The sequence below is a fragment of the Photobacterium jeanii genome, from assembly GCF_001650345.1.
Classification (GTDB): domain Bacteria; phylum Pseudomonadota; class Gammaproteobacteria; order Enterobacterales; family Vibrionaceae; genus Photobacterium; species Photobacterium jeanii.
On record NZ_LVHF01000033.1, the window covers coordinates 806,864 to 826,935 of the forward strand.

Consider the following 20,072-nt stretch of genomic DNA (forward strand, 5'->3'; position numbering starts at 1 on the left):
AAGGATCGTGGAATGCTGCTCTATGGCTGTTAGAGCAAGCAATCACAAATTGGAATGAATAGGGAGGCTCCATCATGTTAGCTGAATGCAGACATGTTGCTTTAGTGGGGGACAAGGCAAGATTCGCGGATATTAAAATTGCGGCTTCGGGCGTAATTGAAGTCGATATTCCAGAAGATCACCGTCACTTCGAGGCTGATTTCGAACAACTTCACTTTCACACTGAGCACCAAAAAACGGAACTGGTTTGCCATAGTGTGAAAGCGGATGCCAATAAAGTTGAGTGGAAGCTAGAGCTGGGAAACGATGATGCCACAGCATTGTTAAAGTTGATCGAGCGTGCGTCTGATGAGTATGAAACTTTGATGCGTGATCTTTAGCTCTGCTTTTTAGCGTCAACCTTACGGTATAAATGACTTTTTGAACAACCCTGTTATGCAGGGTTTTCTTTTACCTGAAATTCGTATTTTGCACTGGACTTATTCTTGGCTAGTGAGGCAAACGTTTGGGTTAACGTTTGCTAGTTTCTGGGTGTAAACAGACTGTTTCTGATATTTTAAGTGTCTACTCTTGTTACGCGCATGTGAAGCACATAAAATTCGAACTGTAACCTTGATTTAGGTCAAATAAACCACTTTGTCACCATAATACAGCGAAGTGCCTGCGGGTGATTGACTGTAATTCTTACTATTAACGACAAAGGTTCAGGTATCAGCCAATCTGAGCAACGAAAATGATATTGGCGTTCAGATGGAAACTATAAAGCCTCAGCCGGAAAAGTGAAAATGAAACTAGAAGCCGTTGATTACACCGCAGAAAATGCGGAGCAGCTATTTGTTGAATCCCTACGTAATACAGGTTTTGGTGTATTGAAAAATCACCCAATTCAGCAAAAGTTAGTGAACGCCATTTATGAAAATTGGTATGCGTTTTTTAACAGCGACGACAAAATGGATTTCCGTTTTAATGTTGAAACGCAAGATGGTTTGTTCCCAACGGATGTTTCTGAAACAGCCAAAGGTCATAGTAAGAAAGACATTAAAGAGTTTTTCCACTACTACCCATGGGGTCAATGCCCTGAGTCACTTCGCGAAGAAATTCAGAGCTACTACCAGCAAGCCAATGAACTTGCAGCTGAGCTACTGTCATGGGTAGAAAAGCACGCACCAGAAGCAGTATCTGGCAAATTCAGTCAACCGCTATCAAGCATGATTGAAGACAGCGAGCAGACGCTACTTCGCGTTCTGCATTACCCACCGCTTCAAGGCGATGAAGAGCTAGGTGCAATTCGTGCGGGGGCTCATGAAGATATCAACTTACTCACTGTACTTCCGGCTGCGAATGAGCCTGGCCTTCAAGTGTTAACCAAAGATGGTGAGTGGTTAGATGTACCTTGTGACTTCGGTAACTTGATCATCAATATCGGCGATATGCTACAAGAGGCGTCAGATGGTTACTTTCCGTCAACGACGCACCGCGTTATCAACCCTGAAGGTGCTGATAAGACTAAGTCACGTATTTCACTACCACTGTTCTTACACCCAAAACCAGAGGTTGTGCTTTCTGAGCGTCATACTGCGGGCTCTTACTTAACAGAGCGCCTGAAAGAGCTAGGTGTGATTTAATTTTGAGTTAATTCCCGCAATGTTTGTTGAGGGATTTAGCTGAGATATATAAAAACGGCAGCACAGAAGTGCTGCCGTTTTTTGTTGTCGTGATGTCTTTAGCTTTCGCCGCAAGTTTTACTGTTAAGATCACAGCCCCATTCGCAAGGTAGCTCGATCAAAATATCTTCAAGCTTTTCAGGGTGGAGCATTTCTTCTGGCGTCACATTCAGGTGTTTTGCCATGTGTTGGTTAAATAACTCCCAGTGATTAAGCAAACATTGCTCATAGTTTTGGGTTTCATGTTTCCATGTCTCTAACAAAAATGGTTTTAAATTTACTGCGCCGTTGGCGTAAATCATCATTTGCCATTTTAGCTCCCATACATTGATCTCTGAGTCTGGAAAGTCTCGATGGAAGGTATCAACCAATTGGTTAACAAACTCTTCCAAATCACCTTTACTGTCTAAGAAGTAATCCATTAACTCATCGCTTTGGCGAATACCGTCAGTGATCAGCTGAATGGGTTGCTGGTGAACCAACTGCTGTGCCAACAACATGGTGATGAAACGGTACAAGATAATGTTGCTTGGCAAATCAGATGGGATGCTTTCCTGCAGCTTGTACATGTACGACAGGAAGTAGGCATGTAAACAGTCGCTGATGTTATGCCAAATCTTTTCTTTGCTACCAAAGTGGTGGCGAATAAGGCTATGCGAGACACCTGCTTCTTCACTGATATTACGTAAAGACACGCGCTCAAAGCCCTGTTCACAGAACATCATTGCGGCAGTTTTTATGATAAGCAGCTTAGTTTCTTCGGCGGCCTGTGCGCTGCGACGGCCTTGTTTCTTTTCAGTCATCGTCATAGTTACTTCATTTCCCACGTAATTTTTACCAGAAATTCGTTATGGCGTCACCTTTATGCATAGCCTAACTTTTTGCTGTCCACCTGTAAAATATAGTTGATCTTAGATTGAATCAATCTATACTGCACATGTGTATAGTAAAACAAAGCGAGAAAATGCACGTGAAAGGACAGCAGCAGATATCTAGCCCCTTTGCGAAAATGGCCGCCATTGCGCTAATGAGTAGCATTTTGATGGGATGTAATCAGGCAAATTCCGAACCGACTGCCGAGGTGGTGAAATCGGTGAAGTTGTATGAAGTGCCAGTTAAAGCAGCACAACAGAGCAGCAGTTTTCCGGGTAAAGCGGAGGCTGCCCAGCGTGCTCAGTTGTCATTTAAGGTAACGGGTGAAGTAAAAGAGATCCTAGTTAACGTTGGTCAGAAGGTAGAGAAAAACCAAGTGTTAGCGGTACTGGACGACAAGGACTATCGCTTAGCTTTTGATGCTAAATATGCAGAATACGAGCTAGCAAAAAGCCAATTTGAACGTGCAAAGCAGCTTCATACTAAAAAGCTAATTAGTACCGATCAATTTGATCAGAACGAAACCCGCTATAAAGCCGCGATTGCCAATATCGAGCAAGCGAAAACTGACCTAGAAGATACGTTAATTACAGCGCCTTTCGATGGTGTGGTATCGCTGAGAATGGTTAATCCATACCAGTTTGTGGCGGCAAACCAAGCGATTCTAAATATTCAAAATGTCGATAGTTTAGATATCAGTTTCCAATTACCTGTGACTTTGGTTGAGCAAATGAGCCTTGCAGAAATCAAAGATGCAGCCTCTTGGGTCGTGATGGATAACTTCCCTCAAGCTCCTGTTAAAGCGCAGCTAAAAGAAATTTCGACTCAACCGAATTTAGAGACTAATACCTATGCCGCCAAGATGACGATTCAGCGTCCAACAGACATGAATGTGCTGGCGGGCATGGCAGGCAAAGTACATATCGCGCAACCAGATGCTGGTACAACAGTTACCTTGCCTGAAGGCGCGTGGGTAGAGAAACATCAAACGGTTGGTACGGTTTGGAAATTTAACCCAATTACATCATCAATCAATGCGGTAGAAGTAGAGCTTGATGAACAAGGGCGTGTGAAGCAAGGCTTAGCACAAGGTTCAATGGTTGTTATCGCTGGTGCAAAAGATTTGTACGCCGGTCAGCAAGTACGTGCATGGGAACGTGAAGGTGGAATTTAACATGCTGAAAAAACTGTCTCTGCTCGCGTTGAGTATTGCGGTGCTGGCTGGATGTCAGGAAACAGAAATGACGGTCGCAGCCCAGGCGCTACCTGTATCGACGCTACAAGTTGCCGAGTCGGTGGAAAACCAATACCGCGTTTTTAACGGTCAGGTTGAAGCGGCGGAGAATACACCGTTAGCTTTTCGTGTTGAAGGCGAACTTAGAGAAGTGCTGGTGAAAGCAGGGCAGCCAGTTAAGAAAGGTCAGTTGCTGGCGGTGCTTGATGCGTACAAATTCGAGCAACAACGTGATGATGCAAAAGCGCAATTTGAACTGACAACCAAGCAATTAAAACGTGGTCGTGAATTGTTTACGCAAAAGATGATTTCAAAAGCAGAGCTTGATGAGTTAACGGCTAATCAGCGCTTACGTGAAGTAGCGTATCAGTCTGCAGTAACACGTTTGAGTTATACCCGATTAGTTGCACCGTTTGCAGGCGTTGTTTCCGATGTAGATAAAGAGTCTTTTGAAACAGTGTCGCCTGGTGAGCCAGTGATTAGTGTGTATCAAGACGACAAAATCTACATCAATATGCCTGTGTCAGACACTGTGATTGCGATGATCAACCCATCGACGAAGAAAAAGAGTTATCAACCCTTAGCTCGTTTTGGTGGTGATAGCCGTTATTACCCTGTGACTTATTTAAAGCACACCAGTGAACCTGAGCCACAAACACAAACTTATCGTGTGTGGTTCGAAATGGCACAGCAAACACCAGCCATCATGCCGGGTACTAGCGTGGCGCTTAAAGTTGATATGGTGAAAGCTGGTCTGAGTACGTTACAAGGGTACCAAATTCCTTTAATTGCATTACAAGCAGGGCGAGAAGAGGGGCAGTTCTTAGTGTGGAAAGTGCAAGATGGCGAAGCACATCCAAAAGAAGTGACCGTTGAGCAAGTGACCAACCAAGGCGCGATTTTAAGTAGCGGCGTTGAGTTAGGTGATGTGTTGGTTACTTCGAGTTTACGCAAGTTAAGAGACGGGATGACGATTTCAGAAATTAAGCACACAGAAGGAGCTGCGCAGTGAAGAAGTCTGCACTCAGACACAAGAGAGCATGGTTGAGCTGTGTGATTATGATCGGTCTGTCGATTATCGGTGTGATCTTCTTGAGTGAGCTGGGGCAGTTTTTGGTATGGCGCTTAATTGGTGATCAGATGCCGGGAATAGAAATGAAGATATCGCCAGATACGGGGATGGAATATCAACATAGTGTTGGGCTTTTTGCGCTAAGTAAAGCGTTAGATGTTGAGCTGAGTTACAAGCAAATAGCGGTGGAGAAATAACGGTGAGTATTGCCGAGTATTCAATAAAAAATAAAGTGATCAGCTGGCTGTTCATCGTCATTTTAGCTGTCGGTGGGGTAACGTCTTTCTTGGATTTAGGTCGTTTAGAAGACCCAGCGTTCACACTAAAAGATGCCATGATCGTTGCAACCTACCCAGGTGCAACATCGATGGAAGTAGAAGAAGAGCTGACCTATCCGCTAGAAAAAGCGGTGCGCCAGTTACCTTATGTCGACAAGATCACCTCAACCTCATCTGCAGGTATGACACAGATTATGGTGAGTATGGACATGATTTACGGCCCTGATGAATTGCCGCAAATCTGGGATGAAATGCGCCGTAAGGTTAACGATCTCAAGCCGTCACTGCCATCTGGTGTGCAATCCGTCAAAGTTATTGATGACTTTGGTGATGTGTTTGGCGTGATGATCATGATGACGGGTAAAGGCTATTCCTATGTTGAATTAAAACAGTATGCCGATTACTTAACGCGTGAATTAGAGTTGGTTGATGGTGTAGGTAAAGTCAGCATTGCAGGTGATCAACAAGAACAAATTTTTGTTGAGATTTCTTTGGATCGCATGGCGGCTTTGAACCTCGACATGAACACTATCGCAGGACTACTGAGTCAACAAAATAGTGTGATTGCTTCTGGCGAAATGATGATCAATGGTCAAACATTGGCGATCCGTCCAAATGGCACCATGAACAGTGTTGAGTCATTAGAAAACTTGGTTATTCACGGTCGCGATACCGGTAATCTTATCCGCCTTAAAGACGTTGCCAAAATTACCCGAGGCGTACAGGAAAAGCCGGGTAACGTTGTGACTTATAACGGTGAGCCTGCCATTAATATTGGTGTTTCTTTCTCTGCGGGCGTGAATGTGGTGGAAGTGGGTCATCGTTTAGATGCGCATTTAGCAGAATTAGACAGCTTTAAACCAGCGGGTATTGAACTTAATTATTTCTACAACCAAGCCCAAGAAGTTGATAACTCAGTTCAAGACTTCATTGTGAGTCTAGGTCAGGCGGTTGCCATTGTGATTGTGGTGCTGCTATTTGCCATGGGGCTTCGCAGTGGTTTGATCATTGGCTTAGTCTTGCTGCTGACTGTATTCGGTACTTTCATTCTGATGAAATGGAATGATATCGAGCTGCACCGTATTTCTTTGGGGGCTTTGATCATTGCCCTCGGGATGTTGGTTGATAACGCCATCGTGGTGGTGGAAGGTATTTTGGTTGGCATGAAAAAAGGGCGAACCAAACTGCAAGCTGCTACCGACATTGTAAAGCAAACCCAGTGGCCACTGCTTGGCGCAACGGTTATTGCAATAACGGCTTTCGCCCCGATCGGTTTGTCGTCTGATGCAACGGGTGAGTTCATGGGCTCGCTGTTCTGGGTGCTTTGTTACTCCTTGTTCTTAAGCTGGATCACGGCGCTAACTATCACGCCTTTCTTGGCAGATGTTTTACTAAAAGAAGATAAAACGGTCGAAGGTGAGGGCAGCAATGAGGTAGAAGACGACCCATACAAGGGCGTGTTGTTTACTGTATTTGGTAGTTCGCTTCGTTTTGCCATGCGTTTCCGTTGGTTAACTGTACTCGGTATGGTTGGTTTGCTGGTGGCATCGGTAATTGGTTTTGGCTATGTGAAGCAATCTTTCTTCCCACCGTCAAATACGCCGATGTTCTACGTTGATATGTGGATGCCTGAAGGCACCGATATTCGCGAAACCATTAAGCAAACGGAAAAAGTTGAAAGCTATATCCGTAGCCAAGATAACGTAGACTTTGTCACGACGTCTATCGGTCAGGGGATGCAGCGTTTTGCGCTGACTTACCAACCAGAGAAGAGCTACGAAGCCTACGCACAATTACAGGTGCGTACGACTAGCCGTGACAATATGTTTGCTTTGCTGAATAAGCTCGATGCAAACTTGGCCACTGAGTTTGAGCAACCGACATTCCAATTTAAGTTGATGGAATTTGGTCCGTCACCAGCGTCGAAAATTGAAGCGCGTATTATTGGTCCTGATCCACAAGTGCTGCGTGATATCGCGGTGCAGGTGGAAGACATTATGTTGCAGGACCCTGAATCGCGAAATGTTCGTCATAATTGGCGTGAGCGTACCAAAGATCTAGTACCACAATTTAATGAATCGAAAGCGCGTCGCCTTGGTATTTCAAAAGAAGATTTGTCGAATACCTTACAGATGGCGTACGGCGGTAGTGCGATTGGTTTAATGCGTGATGGTACTCATATGTTACCTATCATTGCGCGTCTACCAGAAGTTGAGCGTGTTGATTACGATACGTTGAAAAACTTGAAGCTATGGAGCCCTGTACAGCAAGCTTACGTACCGATTGAGCAAGTGATTGACGGTATTGATCTTGCGTGGTCGGAGCCTCTGATTCAGCGCAAAGATCGTAAACGTACACTCACCGTATTAGCGGATCACAACATACTGGGCGATGACACCGCAGCAACCTTGTTTGCGCGTATTCAACCAAAAGTCGACGCGTTACCACTACCTGATGGTTACAGCATCGAATGGGGTGGGGAATACGAATCATCGAAAGATGCGCAGCAAGCTATGATGGGCTCGATGCCGATGGGTTATTTGCTGATGTTCATCATCACCATGTTGCTGTTTAACTCATTGAAAAAGCCATTGGTGATTTGGGCGACTGTGCCACTGTCAATTATCGGTGTGTCGATTGGTTTGTTGGCGACCAATACGCCGTTTAGTTTTACGGCACTACTTGGGCTTCTGAGCCTAAGTGGCATGATTTTGAAAAATGGTATTGTGCTGCTCGATCAAATCAATATTGAATTGGCTGATGGTAAAGAACCGTACAACGCAATTATCGATAGTGCGATCAGTCGTGTACGTCCGGTGAGCATGGCTGCTTTAACCACAGTATTGGGGATGATCCCGCTTGTGTTTGATGCTTTCTTTGATTCACTCGCAATTACAATTATGGCGGGCTTAGGTTTTGCGACTGTACTGACTCTGATTGTTGTACCAGTTCTGTTCGCAATCTTCTTTAATGTAAAAGCACCAGCAAAAGCATAGTGATTAATAATACGATGTGTTGAGCTTTAACCTTCTAACTTAGTATTGGAATAATAACTAAACGGCAGCACTTCGGTGCTGCCGTTTTTTTATGTGATAACAAGATCCTAAAGAGATGATCGCGCTCGTTGCAGACTAGAAATAGAGTCTATATTCTGCACCATATTGATATGCGCAACAAAGTTTAGGAGAGCGCAATGACTGAATTTGAAAAGATGACTTCAGGGCAACTGTTTGATGGTGGCGATGCCAGTATTAATGGTTACCGCGATACAGCGTCGGCACTGTTGGCAACACTCAATAGCACAGTAGATGAAAGTCGACGTAGCACCTTGTTGGCCAAGCTTATGAGCGCTTTTGGTGACGGGAGTGTTATTCGTTCTCCGTTTAGTTGTGAGTTTGGTAAAACTATTTCAATTGGTTCAAATACCTTTATTAACATGAATGCCACCATGTTAGATGGTGCTCATATCACCATTGGTAACCATGTGCTTATTGGTCCTAATGCGCAATTTTATACAGCGGGACATTCACTGGATTATCGCAGTCGTCGTTCGTGGGAAACTTTTTGTAAACCTATCGTGATTGAAGACGATGTTTGGATCGGTGGCAATGTGGTGATTAATCAAGGCGTCACTATTGGTGCCCGTTCTGTTATTGCTGCAAACTCAGTTGTGACAAGAGATGTTGAACCAGATTCACTTTACGGTGGCACACCCGCTAAATTAATCCGCCGTATTACCGAGAATGAGTAATAGTTTGCCCATAAAGGAGTGCTTTCACTCCTTTTTATAGATTTTTAAACGTGGGATTTATTATGAGAATGATTATCTTGATGTTGATTACTCGAAAGTGAAAAGTATAAGGCTAACGATTTCTCTTGAATAAAATTGTGATAGAAATTATTAAAATGCCATAGTGATAAAAATGTTAGAAATGATTGCTGTAAATTTATCAAGGTGTTGTTTTATTTTGCAATAACTATTGGCGACAATTTTGTGTGTTAACATATACAGGTTGTTTTTAGATCAATATCTCTGAAATGAAATCTCTTTGGTTCATTCATCTCTAATTTTGATAGTCTTCCTCGAATTAAGTAAACACCTCAATATCGGAGTTTAAAGAGGGTATGGCAAACTACCAAGTATTGGAAAAAGATAAAGTTTGTGTGGCTATAAATTTATCGGATGAGAGTGCAGCCGAAGAAATGGAGTGTTTAGCCGCGCAGGGTTTTGTATTTGATGACCGAACGATCGTTGCGAATAGCTCTGAAGATGCCGTTTTTTATTATGAGAAAAGACGAGATAATCGCAGTAAAAAGCCTCTCTCAGAGGATGAGTACTTTGTTGATGTATCTTACGACCAAATACCTTTTTATAGAAAACGTTGGTTTTGGGTGTTGTCTTTTTTACTTTTCACTCCTTTGAGCTTTATTATTTTAATAACAGGTGAATGTTATTTAGAAAATGACAATCAAGTTTATAAACTTCCAAGGAAGCAACGTACTTCGCTTGCTTTTACATCATTTGTGTTTATGATCGTGAGTTTTAATAGTGTGTTAGGCTATTAAGTTTGTGAGTGAGAAATAAAAACGGCAGCGCTATGCGAAGTGCTGCCGTTTTATTTTTTGCCTTGTAGCTTTAACTTATGTGATTAAAGGACCTTTTCGCCGCTTTCAATAACGGTTTTACGGACTTTGTCTGCAAACGCTTGTGCTTCGTTACGTACTTCCTTTTCGTCGATAGTCGTCATTGTACGGTCTTTCATTAGCACTTTACCGTCAACAATGGTGTGTTTCACGTTCATCGCATACGCTGAGTACACTAGGGCAGAGTATGGGTTATACATTGGCACCATGTTAGGGGCTTTCGTATCAACAATGATGATATCTGCCAGCTTACCTTTTTCTAGTGAACCAATGCTATCTTCCATGTGAAGTGCTCGTGCAGCACCAATGGTTGCCATTTCAATCACTTGCTGCGGTGGCATTGCTGCGCGGTCATGGTTGATAAGCTTATGTACTTTTGCTACTTGGTTAAATTCATCAATGGTGCTTAGTGTGTTACCAGACATAGGACCGTCGGTACCTAAACCAACACGAATGTCTTTTTCTAGCATTTTGATTACTGGTGACACACCTTTGGCTGATTTGATGTTTGCACTCATATTATGAGCAACCCCAACATCATGTTTTTTCAGCAGGTCTAAATCGCTGTCGCTTGCGTGAATAACGTGGGCGCCAATAAGTTTGTGGTTAAGGGCACCAATGTCAGCCATGTATTCGATTGGTGTTTTGCCGCCACTACGTTCACCGATGACTTGGTTTTCACGCTCTGATTCTGCAAGGTGAATCATTACCGGCACATCGTGCTCAAGTGAAAGCTTGGCAATCTTCTGCAAAATTTCGGTAGTGTTAGTGTAGGTTGCGTGTGGTGCAAAAGCCGGCGTAATACGCGGGTGATCTTTGTATTCTTCAATAAAGTTTAGTGCGTATTTGATGCCTTCTTCAGCGTTAGCTGCGTCAGCGACTGGGAATTTGATAACAGATTCACCTAGAACTGCACGCATACCGATTTCATCAACGGTTTTAGCGACTTCATCTTCAAAGTAATACATGTCAGCGTAAGTAGTTACGCCGCCTTTGAGCATTTCGATGTTACCAAGACGAGCACCGACGCGAACCATTTCACGCGAAACGAGTTTCTTTTCTAGTGGGAAAATGTAGCGGTGTAGGCGATCTGGCACGTCATCAGCCAGTGAACGGAAAACCGTCATCGATACGTGAGTGTGGGTATTGATGAGACCCGGCATAACAATATCACCGTTTGCATCAATAGTTTTCTTGGCTTGGTACTCAGAAAGGTCGCTTCCATCTGAGACAGCAACAATCTTGTTGTCTTTAACTGCAACCAAGCCATTATCAAAGACTTGGCGATCTTGGTTCATGGTAAGAACCGTTGCGTTTTGAATTAATAGATCAACTTTTTCAGCGGCAAGAGCAGAGGTGCTTGCTAAGGATGTTGCTGCTAATGAAAGTGCAAGAAGTGTTTTTTTAAACATGGATAGATACCACAATCACGGAAAGATGCGCAGATAATACTGCGAACGAGAGTGATGAAAATCAGTTATTTATAGTTTGCTCAGTTTATGTGATCCAGTTCTTAATTTATCGTCCGTTTGGCTCTGAAATTGATTGAAATAAACGCATTTTTCGCCTGCGAAACGTTTGCTTTGCGCTATTTTGCTGCGAAGTGGTTGGTTTTACGTTTACTAGGAAAACATTCTTGTTGCGGTTAAGGGAAGGGATGTTGTGCAGAGTAAGGGAGCTGATTGAAGATTGCTTTAGCCGCTTAACAAGGCGATTGTTGCGAGAGGAAATCGCCTTGAATGAGATGGCTTATGAGTAGGTATTACAGGTGAAAGTGACCAGTGAGAACAACGTATTTGTGAAGGGTAGCGTTGTCGCTCGAGCGATGCAGCGGGTGGTGAATCGCGAGGTGGGCATCGTTAACTTGGTAGCTGTCTGTGAGCGCTTGTTTCAAACTACAGTTACTTTCTAGTAAGCGGATCCCATCTTTTAGATAGGCTTCTTGGCTTTCTGGTAATTGTCCCAGCCACCAAGCCGGTATTTCTTTACTGGCTTTACTGCGATCAAACCAGTGATCAGCCACCATGAGTAGATGATTCGTTTGAGCTTGGTCGCGTTGCTCTACCACACTATTTACAGCTTGAAGCAGTGCCTGACGGCGAGCAAGGTTAGCACTCAATAGACGGTGAGCGACTATCCAGACGGTAAACTCTGGTGTACTGAGTTTGAAAATAGGCTGCGGTAGGTTGTTTTGATCTTCAATCTGGCTAAGTTCAGCCTGAATATCATGTTTTGTCAGCGTAGACATAATACGTCGGCACAGCGCTTTACCTAAGTGGTTTTCGCGCATACCACGGTTATGTACAGTTGGGTAATGTTGTTCACATAACTGTTGGCAGTCCGTTTGAAACTGCTGAATACTGACAGTAAGTAAATCACTGACCAAGGTGGAACCTCGAAAACAACCAGAAAGACAAAGTGTTAGTTGGGTTAAATACCCATAGCGTTAAGCTTGGCTTATCGTAGCAGAAAATCTGGCTATGTCTTACAAGAATTGCATTCAAGGCGTTAATTTGCTGCATTCACCATCAATATTCGTGACCAATGCCGAAGGTTATCGGCTTGATATCGGAATATGGCTGATCATTTCCTTTTAGCGCTTCACTCAGTTTCTTAACATTATCTTTGGTTGCAACGAGGTTATTTACTCAGTAATTAATTGGTCGACGTGGTTTTTAGCGTAAACCAGTGCATAGGTAGCCAGCGTTTGAACGTCTGCCAACGCAAGGCGAGTAAAAAGAACGATATAACAATGTAAATAGCAGGTTCGAGCAACCCTGATTTAACCGACCAGTAATAGTGAATTGGACTAAGGATCACGGCAACGTATACATAGTTATGTAAGGTTTGCCAGCGCTTACCTAAGTATCTTTGCATGTATTGATTTGAGGTGAGGGTAAGTAAAAATAGAATTACCCAGCTAACAGCACCCACCGCGAGATACGGACGACTAATGATCTCGCTGCCAAGTAGTGACCAATTTAAACTGAGATCGAGCAAGGCATAGCTAGCTAAATGCAATCCAGCCCAAAAGAAACTGTATAAGCCAATCACGCGGCGCACGCGCATTAACGCAGATTGTTTAAATCGTTTAGCAATCGGAGAGACCAGCAAAGTAATGATTAAAGTATTTAATGCCGCTTTGCCGGTGAAATGGCTGATCCCCTCTGTGGGATCAGCGCCTAAACTGCCATTAAATACACCTAATACCAAAAGGGTGAAAAAGCCCAGTGATACGGCATGGATGACAACTTTTAGATAGGTTATGTGTTTGGGTGTTAGGCGCATGAGTGCTTCCTTTTAATAATTCTTTTTCAGATCAAGCCCTTTGTAGAGTGACGCGACCTCATCCTGATAGCCATTGAACATCATGGTGGGTTGGCGACGGCTACTAAATAGGCTGCCTTCGCCTATAAAGCGTTCACTGGCTTGGCTCCACCTCGGGTGATCAACGCGAGGGTTAACGTTGGCATAAAAGCCATATTCGCTCGGGGCTAACTGACTCCACGTTGTCGGTGGTTGTTTATCGGTGAGTGAAATTTTGACAATCGATTTAATGCTTTTGAAACCGTATTTCCATGGCACCACTAAGCGCACTGGCGCTCCATTTTGCGGTGCGAGGTTTTTACCATACAGACCAACTGCCAAAATGGTTAATGGGTTCATGGCTTCATCAAGGCGCAACCCTTCGACATAAGGGTAGTTAATCCCACCACCTAGGCGACGTGAAGCTTGACCGGGCATTTGTTTTGGATCGTATAGGGTTTCAAACGCGACATATTTTGCATCGCTTGTGGGTGATGCCATGGCGAGTAGATCTTTGAGTGGGAAACCAATCCACGGTACATTCATCGACCATGCCTCAACACAGCGTAGGCGATAGATGCGTTCTTCTAAGGTGAATTTTTTGAAAATGTCGTCGTAATCAAGTGTGACAGGGGAGCGAACTAAGCCCGCGACTTTTACTTGCCATGGGTCAGTAATGAAGTTTTGTGCGAGTTCGGCTGGAGACGCTTTATCTGTGCCGAACTCATAGAAATTATTGTATTTTAATATTTTATCTTCAGGCGTTAGCGCAAGATCAGCCTGGTATTCCTTTGGTTTCTGAGGGTTGAGTGCAATGCGCTTATCAACAGCAGGTGCTTTTTCACCTTTGAATATATCAAAAATGCTAGCGTTTGCTTGCTGAGCGAGCGGGAGAGTTGCCAGCGTAATCCCTAATTTTTTTAGTATCTCACGACGTTGCTTGTAAACACCTTCTGGTGTGACATCGTTTTCGCTAATTGCCCAGCGTGGTTTATTGATCAGTTTCATCCATGTCTCTCTTTATATAGGGCATCGTTCTATGAAAGCGATAGTGGCATAAGCCAATTTTTCAGATGCGGTATAAATGGGTTGCTATATAAGACCTTGTATTGCACTGACTTCTTTCAAGATGTTCGAAATTTTATTGCGATTTTGATTGAGTGGTATCTTTTGTACGTTTTGTCTTTCTATTTTAGTCTCACATTCGTCTGGCTATGAGGTATAAGGCTGAAGTATTAAAATAATTTAGGTTTGATGTTGAGCTTTGTGTTGATTTACGTCAAAATTTCACAGATTATGCATTGGCTAGGACAAGATAGTTAGTTAGGCTAACTAATAACTTGGGCTGATGTTGGAGTTGAAGAAGAGATGGAACTGAAAACCTCGCTTGAGCACATCGAGCGTTATTCCGCTAAGCTTTGGCGTCTTCATTGTAAACAACATAAAGATAATATCATTCTTAGTTTCAATGAATATGATTACCTGAAGGTGATTCAATACGCTGAAAAACCATTACGACTGACTGATATCGCGGCTCAGCTTGAGGTGAGTAAACCTTCAGCGAGTAACATGATAGTACGACTTGAAAGTCGTGGTTTGGTTAGCCGAAAACAATCAAGTGAAGACGCAAGGGTTAGTCATATCACTTTGACGGACAAGGCGGTGCAGTTAATGCAGTTCGACGATGTGATTTACGCGAGCTTTGCCAATGAAATTGAAAAAGTTTTGACAAAAAAGGAATGCCAGCAGCTTGAAGGGCTATTGGCAAAATTGTTTACACAGCTTAAACCTTAACTGAGCAAAAGGTTAAGCGATTACGCCCGCATGAGGGTGGGATGAAGCAATGCAAGAGATGAACAAAGCGATACCATCAGAATCAATTAGCCGTCAATTTTGGCGCTACACATTACCCACTGTGGCTGCCATGTTGGTTAATGGTTTATATCAGGTTGTTGATGGCATTTTTATTGGTCGTTATGTCGGGGCACAAGGCTTAGCGGCGATCAATGTAGCTTGGCCGATCATTGGTACTATTCTTGGTATTGGTCTGATGATAGGTGTGGGTACAGGTGCTCTTTGCTCTGTGAGTAAAGGCGAAGGGAAAGATGAAAAAGCACGCCGAATTTTATCGACAGGTTTGATTTATTTGGTACTAGCTAGCTTTGTGGCTTCTGGCTTTTTATTTGCTTTCGGTAAAGATTTACTGATGTTGCAAGGCGCAACAGGTGAAGTACTTGAGCTTGGGCATCAATACATCTCCATCTTAGCGGTGGCAGTGATTTGTGCATTTGGCTCGATTTCGGTGCCTTTCTTGTTGCGTAACGACGGTCGACCAAACTTTGCGACAGGCTTAATGGTGTTAGGAGCGCTTGCTAATATCGGCTTGGACTATGTGTTAATTGCCTGGTTGAAGTGGGAGCTGACAGGTGCCGCTATTGCAACGGCGGTTTCACAAGGCATTGTAACCGTGATTGGCCTTGGCTATTTCTTCACCGATAAAGCCAACTTAAGACTTTCGCTAAATCAGTTAAGTTTTTCATTCACTCATGCATCGGGCATAAGTTGGATCGGGCTGTCGAGCTTCTTTATGTACGCTTACAGCAGCTTCATGGTAGCGCTGCACAATCTGCAATTTATTAAATACGGTGATGTGACTATGGTGGGGGCTTATGCCATTTTAGGTTACATTGTTACCGTTTACTATCTTGTGGCGGAAGGTGTTGCAGGTGGTATGCAGCCGTTAGTGAGTTACAACTATGGTGCACGTAACCAATCGAATATCCAGAAAGCACTGAAACTGGGAATGTTGTCAGCTGTAATTATCGGTATTCTTTTCGTATTACTGGTTAACTTTAAACCGTACGAATTTGCGAGCATCTTCAACCGTGACGACAACACTCTGATCGAACAAACGGTAATGGGATTGCGCTTGCACCTATTTGCCTTGTTCTTAGATGGTTTCTTGGTTATTGCAGGGGCGTACTACCAAGCGATTGGTAAAGGTGGAAAATCCCTGTTCGTGACAATTGGTAATATGGCGGTGCAATTACCATTCTTGTTCTTGCTGCCACTATTTATGGGGGCGAATGGGGTATGGTTAGCGTTACCGTTGTCGAATATTGCATTGACCAGTGTCGTTGCTGTGATGATGTATCGCGATATCAAGCAGGTGACTGCTGCTGCTTCTGAGTCAAAGATGCAGACTTGCCAATCTTCTTAGTGAAAAAGAATGATGATAGAGCGGCTTAGTTTGCTCTAACAAGACAAAGGCCTAGTTGTTTAACTAGGCCTTTGATCTAACTGGAGTATGAATAACATGCTTGTTATGTGAAGCGGTGTTTTTCTACTTGCTCGGCATCATCTTATTTAACAGATGTATCAGCTGGGTTTGCTCATCTGGCTCTAGTGCGCTGAGCAGATCTTTATTCACTGTGACAGCGACTGGCTGCAGTGTTTCTTTTAACGTACGCCCTTCATCGGTGAGGTAGATGTTATAGGAGCGACGACTATTAGGATCAGCGCGGCGTTCAACGAGCCCGAGTGATTCTAATTTGTCGATTGTGCGCGTCGTCGTTGAGTTTTCCACTTTGGAAATCTGTGCGATTTCACGCTGGGTGATCCCTTCTTTTTCCCATAAGCACATCATGGTTGGCCACAATGAACGAGGGAAGTCGTGTTTGGCTAATTCTACTTCAAGCTGTTTTGCTGCATGATGCGCAACCACATTTACTAGCCAACCGAAACTGGTTTGCCTCTCAAATTTGTCGTCCATTCTATTATTGTTCTCTTATGCTAACGCAATTATTGCAATAGTAATCAATCCCGATGTGATTAGCACTAGCATAGCACGAAGATTTGAAGCGAAATACAGCTTGTCTTGAACGGAAAGAGTGCTTTGTTTACCTGTAAACATGGCTAAAACCAATGGCTTATTGCGTAACTTGTAAAACAAAATTGCACCAAGGTGGAGTACAACTAGCAAAGGTAATAAACGAGCCAAAGCTAGGTGGAGTGTACTCAAAATCTCGAAAACAGTATCAGTTAACCAATAGCTGGTTAGAGGTAGGTTATCTAGCATGCCCGCCAAAGCTAATCCCGAAATACATTGTATAAGCAGAGCAGACAGCATGGTGAGTACCATCCAACCACCAAGTGGGTTGTGACCTGCTTGGCTTGGTGTTTTGCCTTGTAAGTAACGCACTAAATAGAAAGGAGAGCGCAGGAATTGACGAAAACGACTCGTCTCACTACCCACAACACCCCATATCCAACGCCAAGTCACCAGCACAAAGAGCATTAACCCTAGAATAACGTGCGATTCATGCCCGGCATTGCCAGAGGCGAGAAGTGAACAGAATAAAATTGCCTGTAACCAATGATAAATACGTGCAGGTAGATCCCAAATCTTCATAGTGCTCTCTCTTACGTCAAACTGTGTTGTGCTAAACCGTTAACAATAATTTACACAGCAATAGTTGCAATTGCAACTATTGCTGTGTAAATTGATTTCAAGTTCAGCAGACATGAACCGAACAAAACAACGAAAAGGCGTTATCGCCAAATGAGGAGAGAGTGATGAAGAATTTAGCTGTTGTGTTGCTACCCGCCATATTGGCTTTCCCTGCGCAAGCAAACGAGGTACAGCAACGCCAAGATGCTTTTTCAGCAATCGAAAAGACAGTTAAGCAAGTGACCAACGCGCTTGAACAAAGTGAACCAGACTGGAAAACAGTATTGGCATCAAGCCAGCAACTAAAGAGTCATAGTCAGTCGTTGATGACGCTTTTTCCGGATGGAAGTGAAGAGGGGAGTAAAGCGAAATCTTCGGTTTGGAGCAAACCTGAGAAATTTAACGCTTTGATGGCAAAGATGGATCAAGGCTTTGAACAAGCACTAGTCGAGAGTCAATCACAGCAGCTAGCAGGCGTGAAGGCAGGGCTTAAGCAAGCAGAGAGCACTTGCAAAGCTTGTCATCGTAGTTATCGCTCGCGTTGGTAACACTAAAAAACTAAATATTCACTAATAACGAAATAAGCCAATAAAGGAAGTATCATGAAAAATAATCTTAAAAAGAACATCTTAACTACTCTATTTGTATCATCGCTGAGCTTTTCTGCTGTAGCGGCTGATTTTGGTGTTGAGCTAATGTGGAACACGTCTGACGCCAATCAAGTGCTCGATTCTATGGCGGATCAGCGTGCTGCATTTGGCGAGCTTATAAAAAGCGGTGAAGTAAAAGATATGTTTGTGTTCAATAGCAGTATTGAGGGCAAACCAATGGCGTTAATTCGCTTTGTGATTGATGGTGAAGATCAAGCAGACGTTGAAAATAAGCTTAAAGATTTACCTTTATATAAGAAAGAATTGGTGAAAGTGAGCCATGTCCAACCGCTAGGTAACAAATGGTTAGATAATACGCCTGCGATGCAAAATTACGGTGTCACTTTTACATGGCGAGAAGATATTGATGCATTAGAGATGGATCGTGTGCTAGGTATCGATTTACAGCGCGTTATTAGTCTGAATCAAGCTGGCTTAGTGACTTCTTCGTACCTAAACACCCAAAAGCTTGCGAATGGTATTGAACGTCCAGTTTATCATGTCGCCTTTTTAGCAAAAGATGCAGCTCATGCGCGCGAACTGAGTAAACAATTTGAAGCCGTTAATCTAGGTTATGCCAATGTTGATGTTCAGTACCTGGGTCATAAAGTGCAGCTAGTGAAGTAAATCTGCTCAAGCTAAATATTGCGGTTTATAGCAAGTGGTAATAAACAAAACCAAGCGTCGGCTTGGTTTTGTTTTATATGTATTGGTAATTTACTAATCTGCCAATAATGGTCGCCACCAATCCTCATTATTGAGGTACCAAAGAACAGTTTGTTCAAGTCCTGTTTGAAACGTTGTTTGCGGTTGCCATGCTAATGTTTTCTTAATTTTCGTAATATCAATGGCGTAGCGGCGATCATGTCCTGGTCTATCGCTAATGTGTTTAATAAGTTCACGATAACTGGGTTTAGCGGCAGGTGTGGGTACATGTTTCTCTAGGATGTCACAAATAGTTGTAACAACGTCTAGGTTACTGCGTTCGCTATTTCCTCCAATATTGTACGTTTCACCAATCTTTCCTTGAGATATTACTCTGTACAGTGCATCGGCGTGATCTTCTACATATAACCAGTCGCGAATTTGCTGACCACTGCCATATATTGGTAGAGCCTTCCCTTGTAATGCATTGATAATAACTACTGGGATCAGCTTTTCAGGGTAGTGATACGGACCATAATTATTTGAGCTATTAGTGACTATTACGGGTAATTGATAAGTTCTTGCCCACGCTCGAACAAGGTGATCGCTTGATGCTTTCGAGGCTGAATAAGGGTTTGAAGGGTTATACGGTGAATGCTCATGAAAACTCGGCGCATCAGTATCAAGATCACCGAAAACTTCATCCGTTGAAATATGGTGAAATTTGAAGTCATCTTTTTTGCTTATAGGTAGTGTTTGCCAGTATTCACGTGCAACTTCAAGTAGCTGATAAGTACCAATGATATTGGTTTGAAGAAAAGCAGCTGCGCCATCAATAGATTTATCGACATGACTTTCGGCTGCTAAGTGCATTATCACATCGGGTTGATGTTGTTCAAAAACGGCTTGAACTGCAGTTTTGTCACAGATGTCTACGTGCGCAAAATGATAGCGAGGGTTGGATGATACAGAGTCTAACGACGCGAGGTTGCCTGCATAAGTCAGTTTATCAAGGTTGATAACACTGTCTTGTGTATGATTGATGATGTGGCGGACAACAGCAGAGCCAATAAAGCCAGCGCCGCCTGTGACAAGTATTTTCACTGCACGAATGCCTTTAATACCGCAACTAAGAGTATTTACTCAGAGTTGAGTTAGATAACTAGATACCTCAATGATACCTTGTGGTGATCTGTGATAACAAATATAAGCGCTTGTATTCATTTTAGTTGAGGAAAAATAATCCAACTAATGAG

Annotated in this window: 20 protein-coding genes; 12 read left to right on the top strand and 8 right to left on the bottom strand. The window is 43.2% G+C overall.

Annotated features, from left to right (window positions below):
- Nucleotides 1-74 precede the first annotated feature (74 nt).
- Nucleotides 75-380 carry a hypothetical protein gene (locus A3K86_RS20985; protein WP_068336196.1) on the top strand — a complete coding sequence of 102 codons (306 nt, stop codon included), beginning with the start codon at nucleotides 75-77 and terminating at the stop codon, nucleotides 378-380.
- Between the two features lie 405 nt (nucleotides 381-785).
- Nucleotides 786-1,625: an isopenicillin N synthase family dioxygenase gene (locus A3K86_RS20990; RefSeq protein WP_068336199.1), complete on the top strand. Its 840-nt coding sequence runs from the start codon at nucleotides 786-788 to the stop codon at nucleotides 1,623-1,625.
- A 98-nt stretch (nucleotides 1,626-1,723) separates the two neighbouring features.
- Here A3K86_RS20990 and A3K86_RS20995 read toward each other — a convergent pair whose 3' ends face one another.
- Entirely contained in the window at nucleotides 1,724-2,467 is a 744-nt protein-coding gene (locus tag A3K86_RS20995) for a TetR/AcrR family transcriptional regulator (RefSeq protein ID WP_068337130.1), read from the bottom strand.
- A 161-nt stretch (nucleotides 2,468-2,628) separates the two neighbouring features.
- Here A3K86_RS20995 and A3K86_RS21000 point away from each other — a divergent pair, with 161 nt between their 5' ends.
- The 6 genes from A3K86_RS21000 (at nucleotide 2,629) to A3K86_RS21025 (ending at nucleotide 9,687) form a co-directional block, all read left to right on the top strand.
- Entirely contained in the window at nucleotides 2,629-3,711 is a 1,083-nt protein-coding gene (locus A3K86_RS21000) for an efflux RND transporter periplasmic adaptor subunit (RefSeq protein ID WP_146145596.1), read from the top strand.
- A 1-nt stretch (nucleotide 3,712) separates the two neighbouring features.
- Nucleotides 3,713-4,783: an efflux RND transporter periplasmic adaptor subunit gene (locus A3K86_RS21005; RefSeq protein WP_068336202.1), complete on the top strand. Its 1,071-nt coding sequence runs from the start codon at nucleotides 3,713-3,715 to the stop codon at nucleotides 4,781-4,783.
- Entirely contained in the window at nucleotides 4,780-5,040 is a 261-nt protein-coding gene (locus A3K86_RS21010; RefSeq protein ID WP_068336205.1) for a hypothetical protein, read from the top strand. Before A3K86_RS21005 ends, A3K86_RS21010 begins: the two co-directional genes overlap by 4 nt.
- Before the next feature lie 2 nt (nucleotides 5,041-5,042).
- Nucleotides 5,043-8,117 carry an efflux RND transporter permease subunit gene (locus A3K86_RS21015; protein ID WP_068336207.1) on the top strand — a complete coding sequence of 1,025 codons (3,075 nt, stop codon included), beginning with the start codon at nucleotides 5,043-5,045 and terminating at the stop codon, nucleotides 8,115-8,117.
- 197 nt (nucleotides 8,118-8,314) lie between these two features.
- Nucleotides 8,315-8,872 carry a sugar O-acetyltransferase gene (locus A3K86_RS21020; RefSeq protein ID WP_068336209.1) on the top strand — a complete coding sequence of 186 codons (558 nt, stop codon included), beginning with the start codon at nucleotides 8,315-8,317 and terminating at the stop codon, nucleotides 8,870-8,872.
- 374 nt (nucleotides 8,873-9,246) lie between these two features.
- The gene (locus tag A3K86_RS21025) at nucleotides 9,247-9,687 is read left to right on the top strand and encodes a hypothetical protein (RefSeq protein ID WP_068336211.1); all 441 of its coding nucleotides are present in this window, start codon (nucleotides 9,247-9,249) and stop codon (nucleotides 9,685-9,687) included.
- An 83-nt stretch (nucleotides 9,688-9,770) separates the two neighbouring features.
- Here the strand turns inward: A3K86_RS21025 and A3K86_RS21030 are convergent, their stop codons facing one another.
- The 4 genes from A3K86_RS21030 to msrP form a co-directional block, all read right to left on the bottom strand.
- Nucleotides 9,771-11,177, bottom strand: a complete 1,407-nt coding sequence (locus A3K86_RS21030) for an amidohydrolase (RefSeq protein ID WP_068336213.1) — start codon at nucleotides 11,175-11,177, stop codon at nucleotides 9,771-9,773.
- 350 nt (nucleotides 11,178-11,527) lie between these two features.
- Entirely contained in the window at nucleotides 11,528-12,151 is a 624-nt protein-coding gene (locus tag A3K86_RS21035; RefSeq protein ID WP_068336216.1) for a hypothetical protein, read from the bottom strand.
- Nucleotides 12,152-12,420: 269 nt separating this feature from the next.
- Nucleotides 12,421-13,053: a protein-methionine-sulfoxide reductase heme-binding subunit MsrQ gene (gene msrQ, locus A3K86_RS21040; protein WP_068336219.1), complete on the bottom strand. Its 633-nt coding sequence runs from the start codon at nucleotides 13,051-13,053 to the stop codon at nucleotides 12,421-12,423.
- A 12-nt stretch (nucleotides 13,054-13,065) separates the two neighbouring features.
- On the bottom strand, nucleotides 13,066-14,079 hold the full coding sequence (gene msrP / locus A3K86_RS21045) for a protein-methionine-sulfoxide reductase catalytic subunit MsrP (RefSeq protein ID WP_068336223.1): 1,014 nt from the start codon (nucleotides 14,077-14,079) through the stop codon (nucleotides 13,066-13,068).
- A gap of 360 nt (nucleotides 14,080-14,439) precedes the next feature.
- On the opposite strand from msrP, the gene A3K86_RS21050 reads away from it, so the two are divergent.
- Together A3K86_RS21050 and A3K86_RS21055 are read left to right on the top strand one after the other, a co-directional pair.
- Nucleotides 14,440-14,865, top strand: a complete 426-nt coding sequence (locus A3K86_RS21050) for a MarR family winged helix-turn-helix transcriptional regulator (protein WP_068336225.1) — start codon at nucleotides 14,440-14,442, stop codon at nucleotides 14,863-14,865.
- Nucleotides 14,866-14,923: 58 nt separating this feature from the next.
- Nucleotides 14,924-16,291, top strand: coding sequence for an MATE family efflux transporter (locus A3K86_RS21055; RefSeq protein WP_068337135.1), 1,368 nt, complete (start codon nucleotides 14,924-14,926; stop codon nucleotides 16,289-16,291).
- Between the two features lie 123 nt (nucleotides 16,292-16,414).
- On the opposite strand, the gene A3K86_RS21060 is transcribed toward A3K86_RS21055, so the two are convergent.
- Nucleotides 16,415-16,843, bottom strand: coding sequence for a MarR family winged helix-turn-helix transcriptional regulator (locus tag A3K86_RS21060; protein WP_068336228.1), 429 nt, complete (start codon nucleotides 16,841-16,843; stop codon nucleotides 16,415-16,417).
- A gap of 15 nt (nucleotides 16,844-16,858) precedes the next feature.
- On the bottom strand, nucleotides 16,859-17,482 hold the full coding sequence (locus A3K86_RS21065; protein ID WP_068336230.1) for a cytochrome b/b6 domain-containing protein: 624 nt from the start codon (nucleotides 17,480-17,482) through the stop codon (nucleotides 16,859-16,861).
- A 164-nt stretch (nucleotides 17,483-17,646) separates the two neighbouring features.
- Between A3K86_RS21065 and A3K86_RS21070 the strand changes: the two genes are divergently transcribed.
- A complete protein-coding gene (locus tag A3K86_RS21070) occupies nucleotides 17,647-18,069 on the top strand; it encodes a c-type cytochrome (RefSeq protein ID WP_068336233.1) in 423 nt (140 codons plus the stop codon).
- A gap of 54 nt (nucleotides 18,070-18,123) precedes the next feature.
- Nucleotides 18,124-18,798, top strand: a complete 675-nt coding sequence (locus A3K86_RS21075) for a hypothetical protein (RefSeq protein WP_068336238.1) — start codon at nucleotides 18,124-18,126, stop codon at nucleotides 18,796-18,798.
- Between the two features lie 93 nt (nucleotides 18,799-18,891).
- Here A3K86_RS21075 and rfbB read toward each other — a convergent pair whose 3' ends face one another.
- Nucleotides 18,892-19,920, bottom strand: coding sequence for a dTDP-glucose 4,6-dehydratase (gene rfbB, locus A3K86_RS21080; RefSeq protein WP_068336239.1), 1,029 nt, complete (start codon nucleotides 19,918-19,920; stop codon nucleotides 18,892-18,894).
- Nucleotides 19,921-20,072 lie beyond the last annotated feature (152 nt).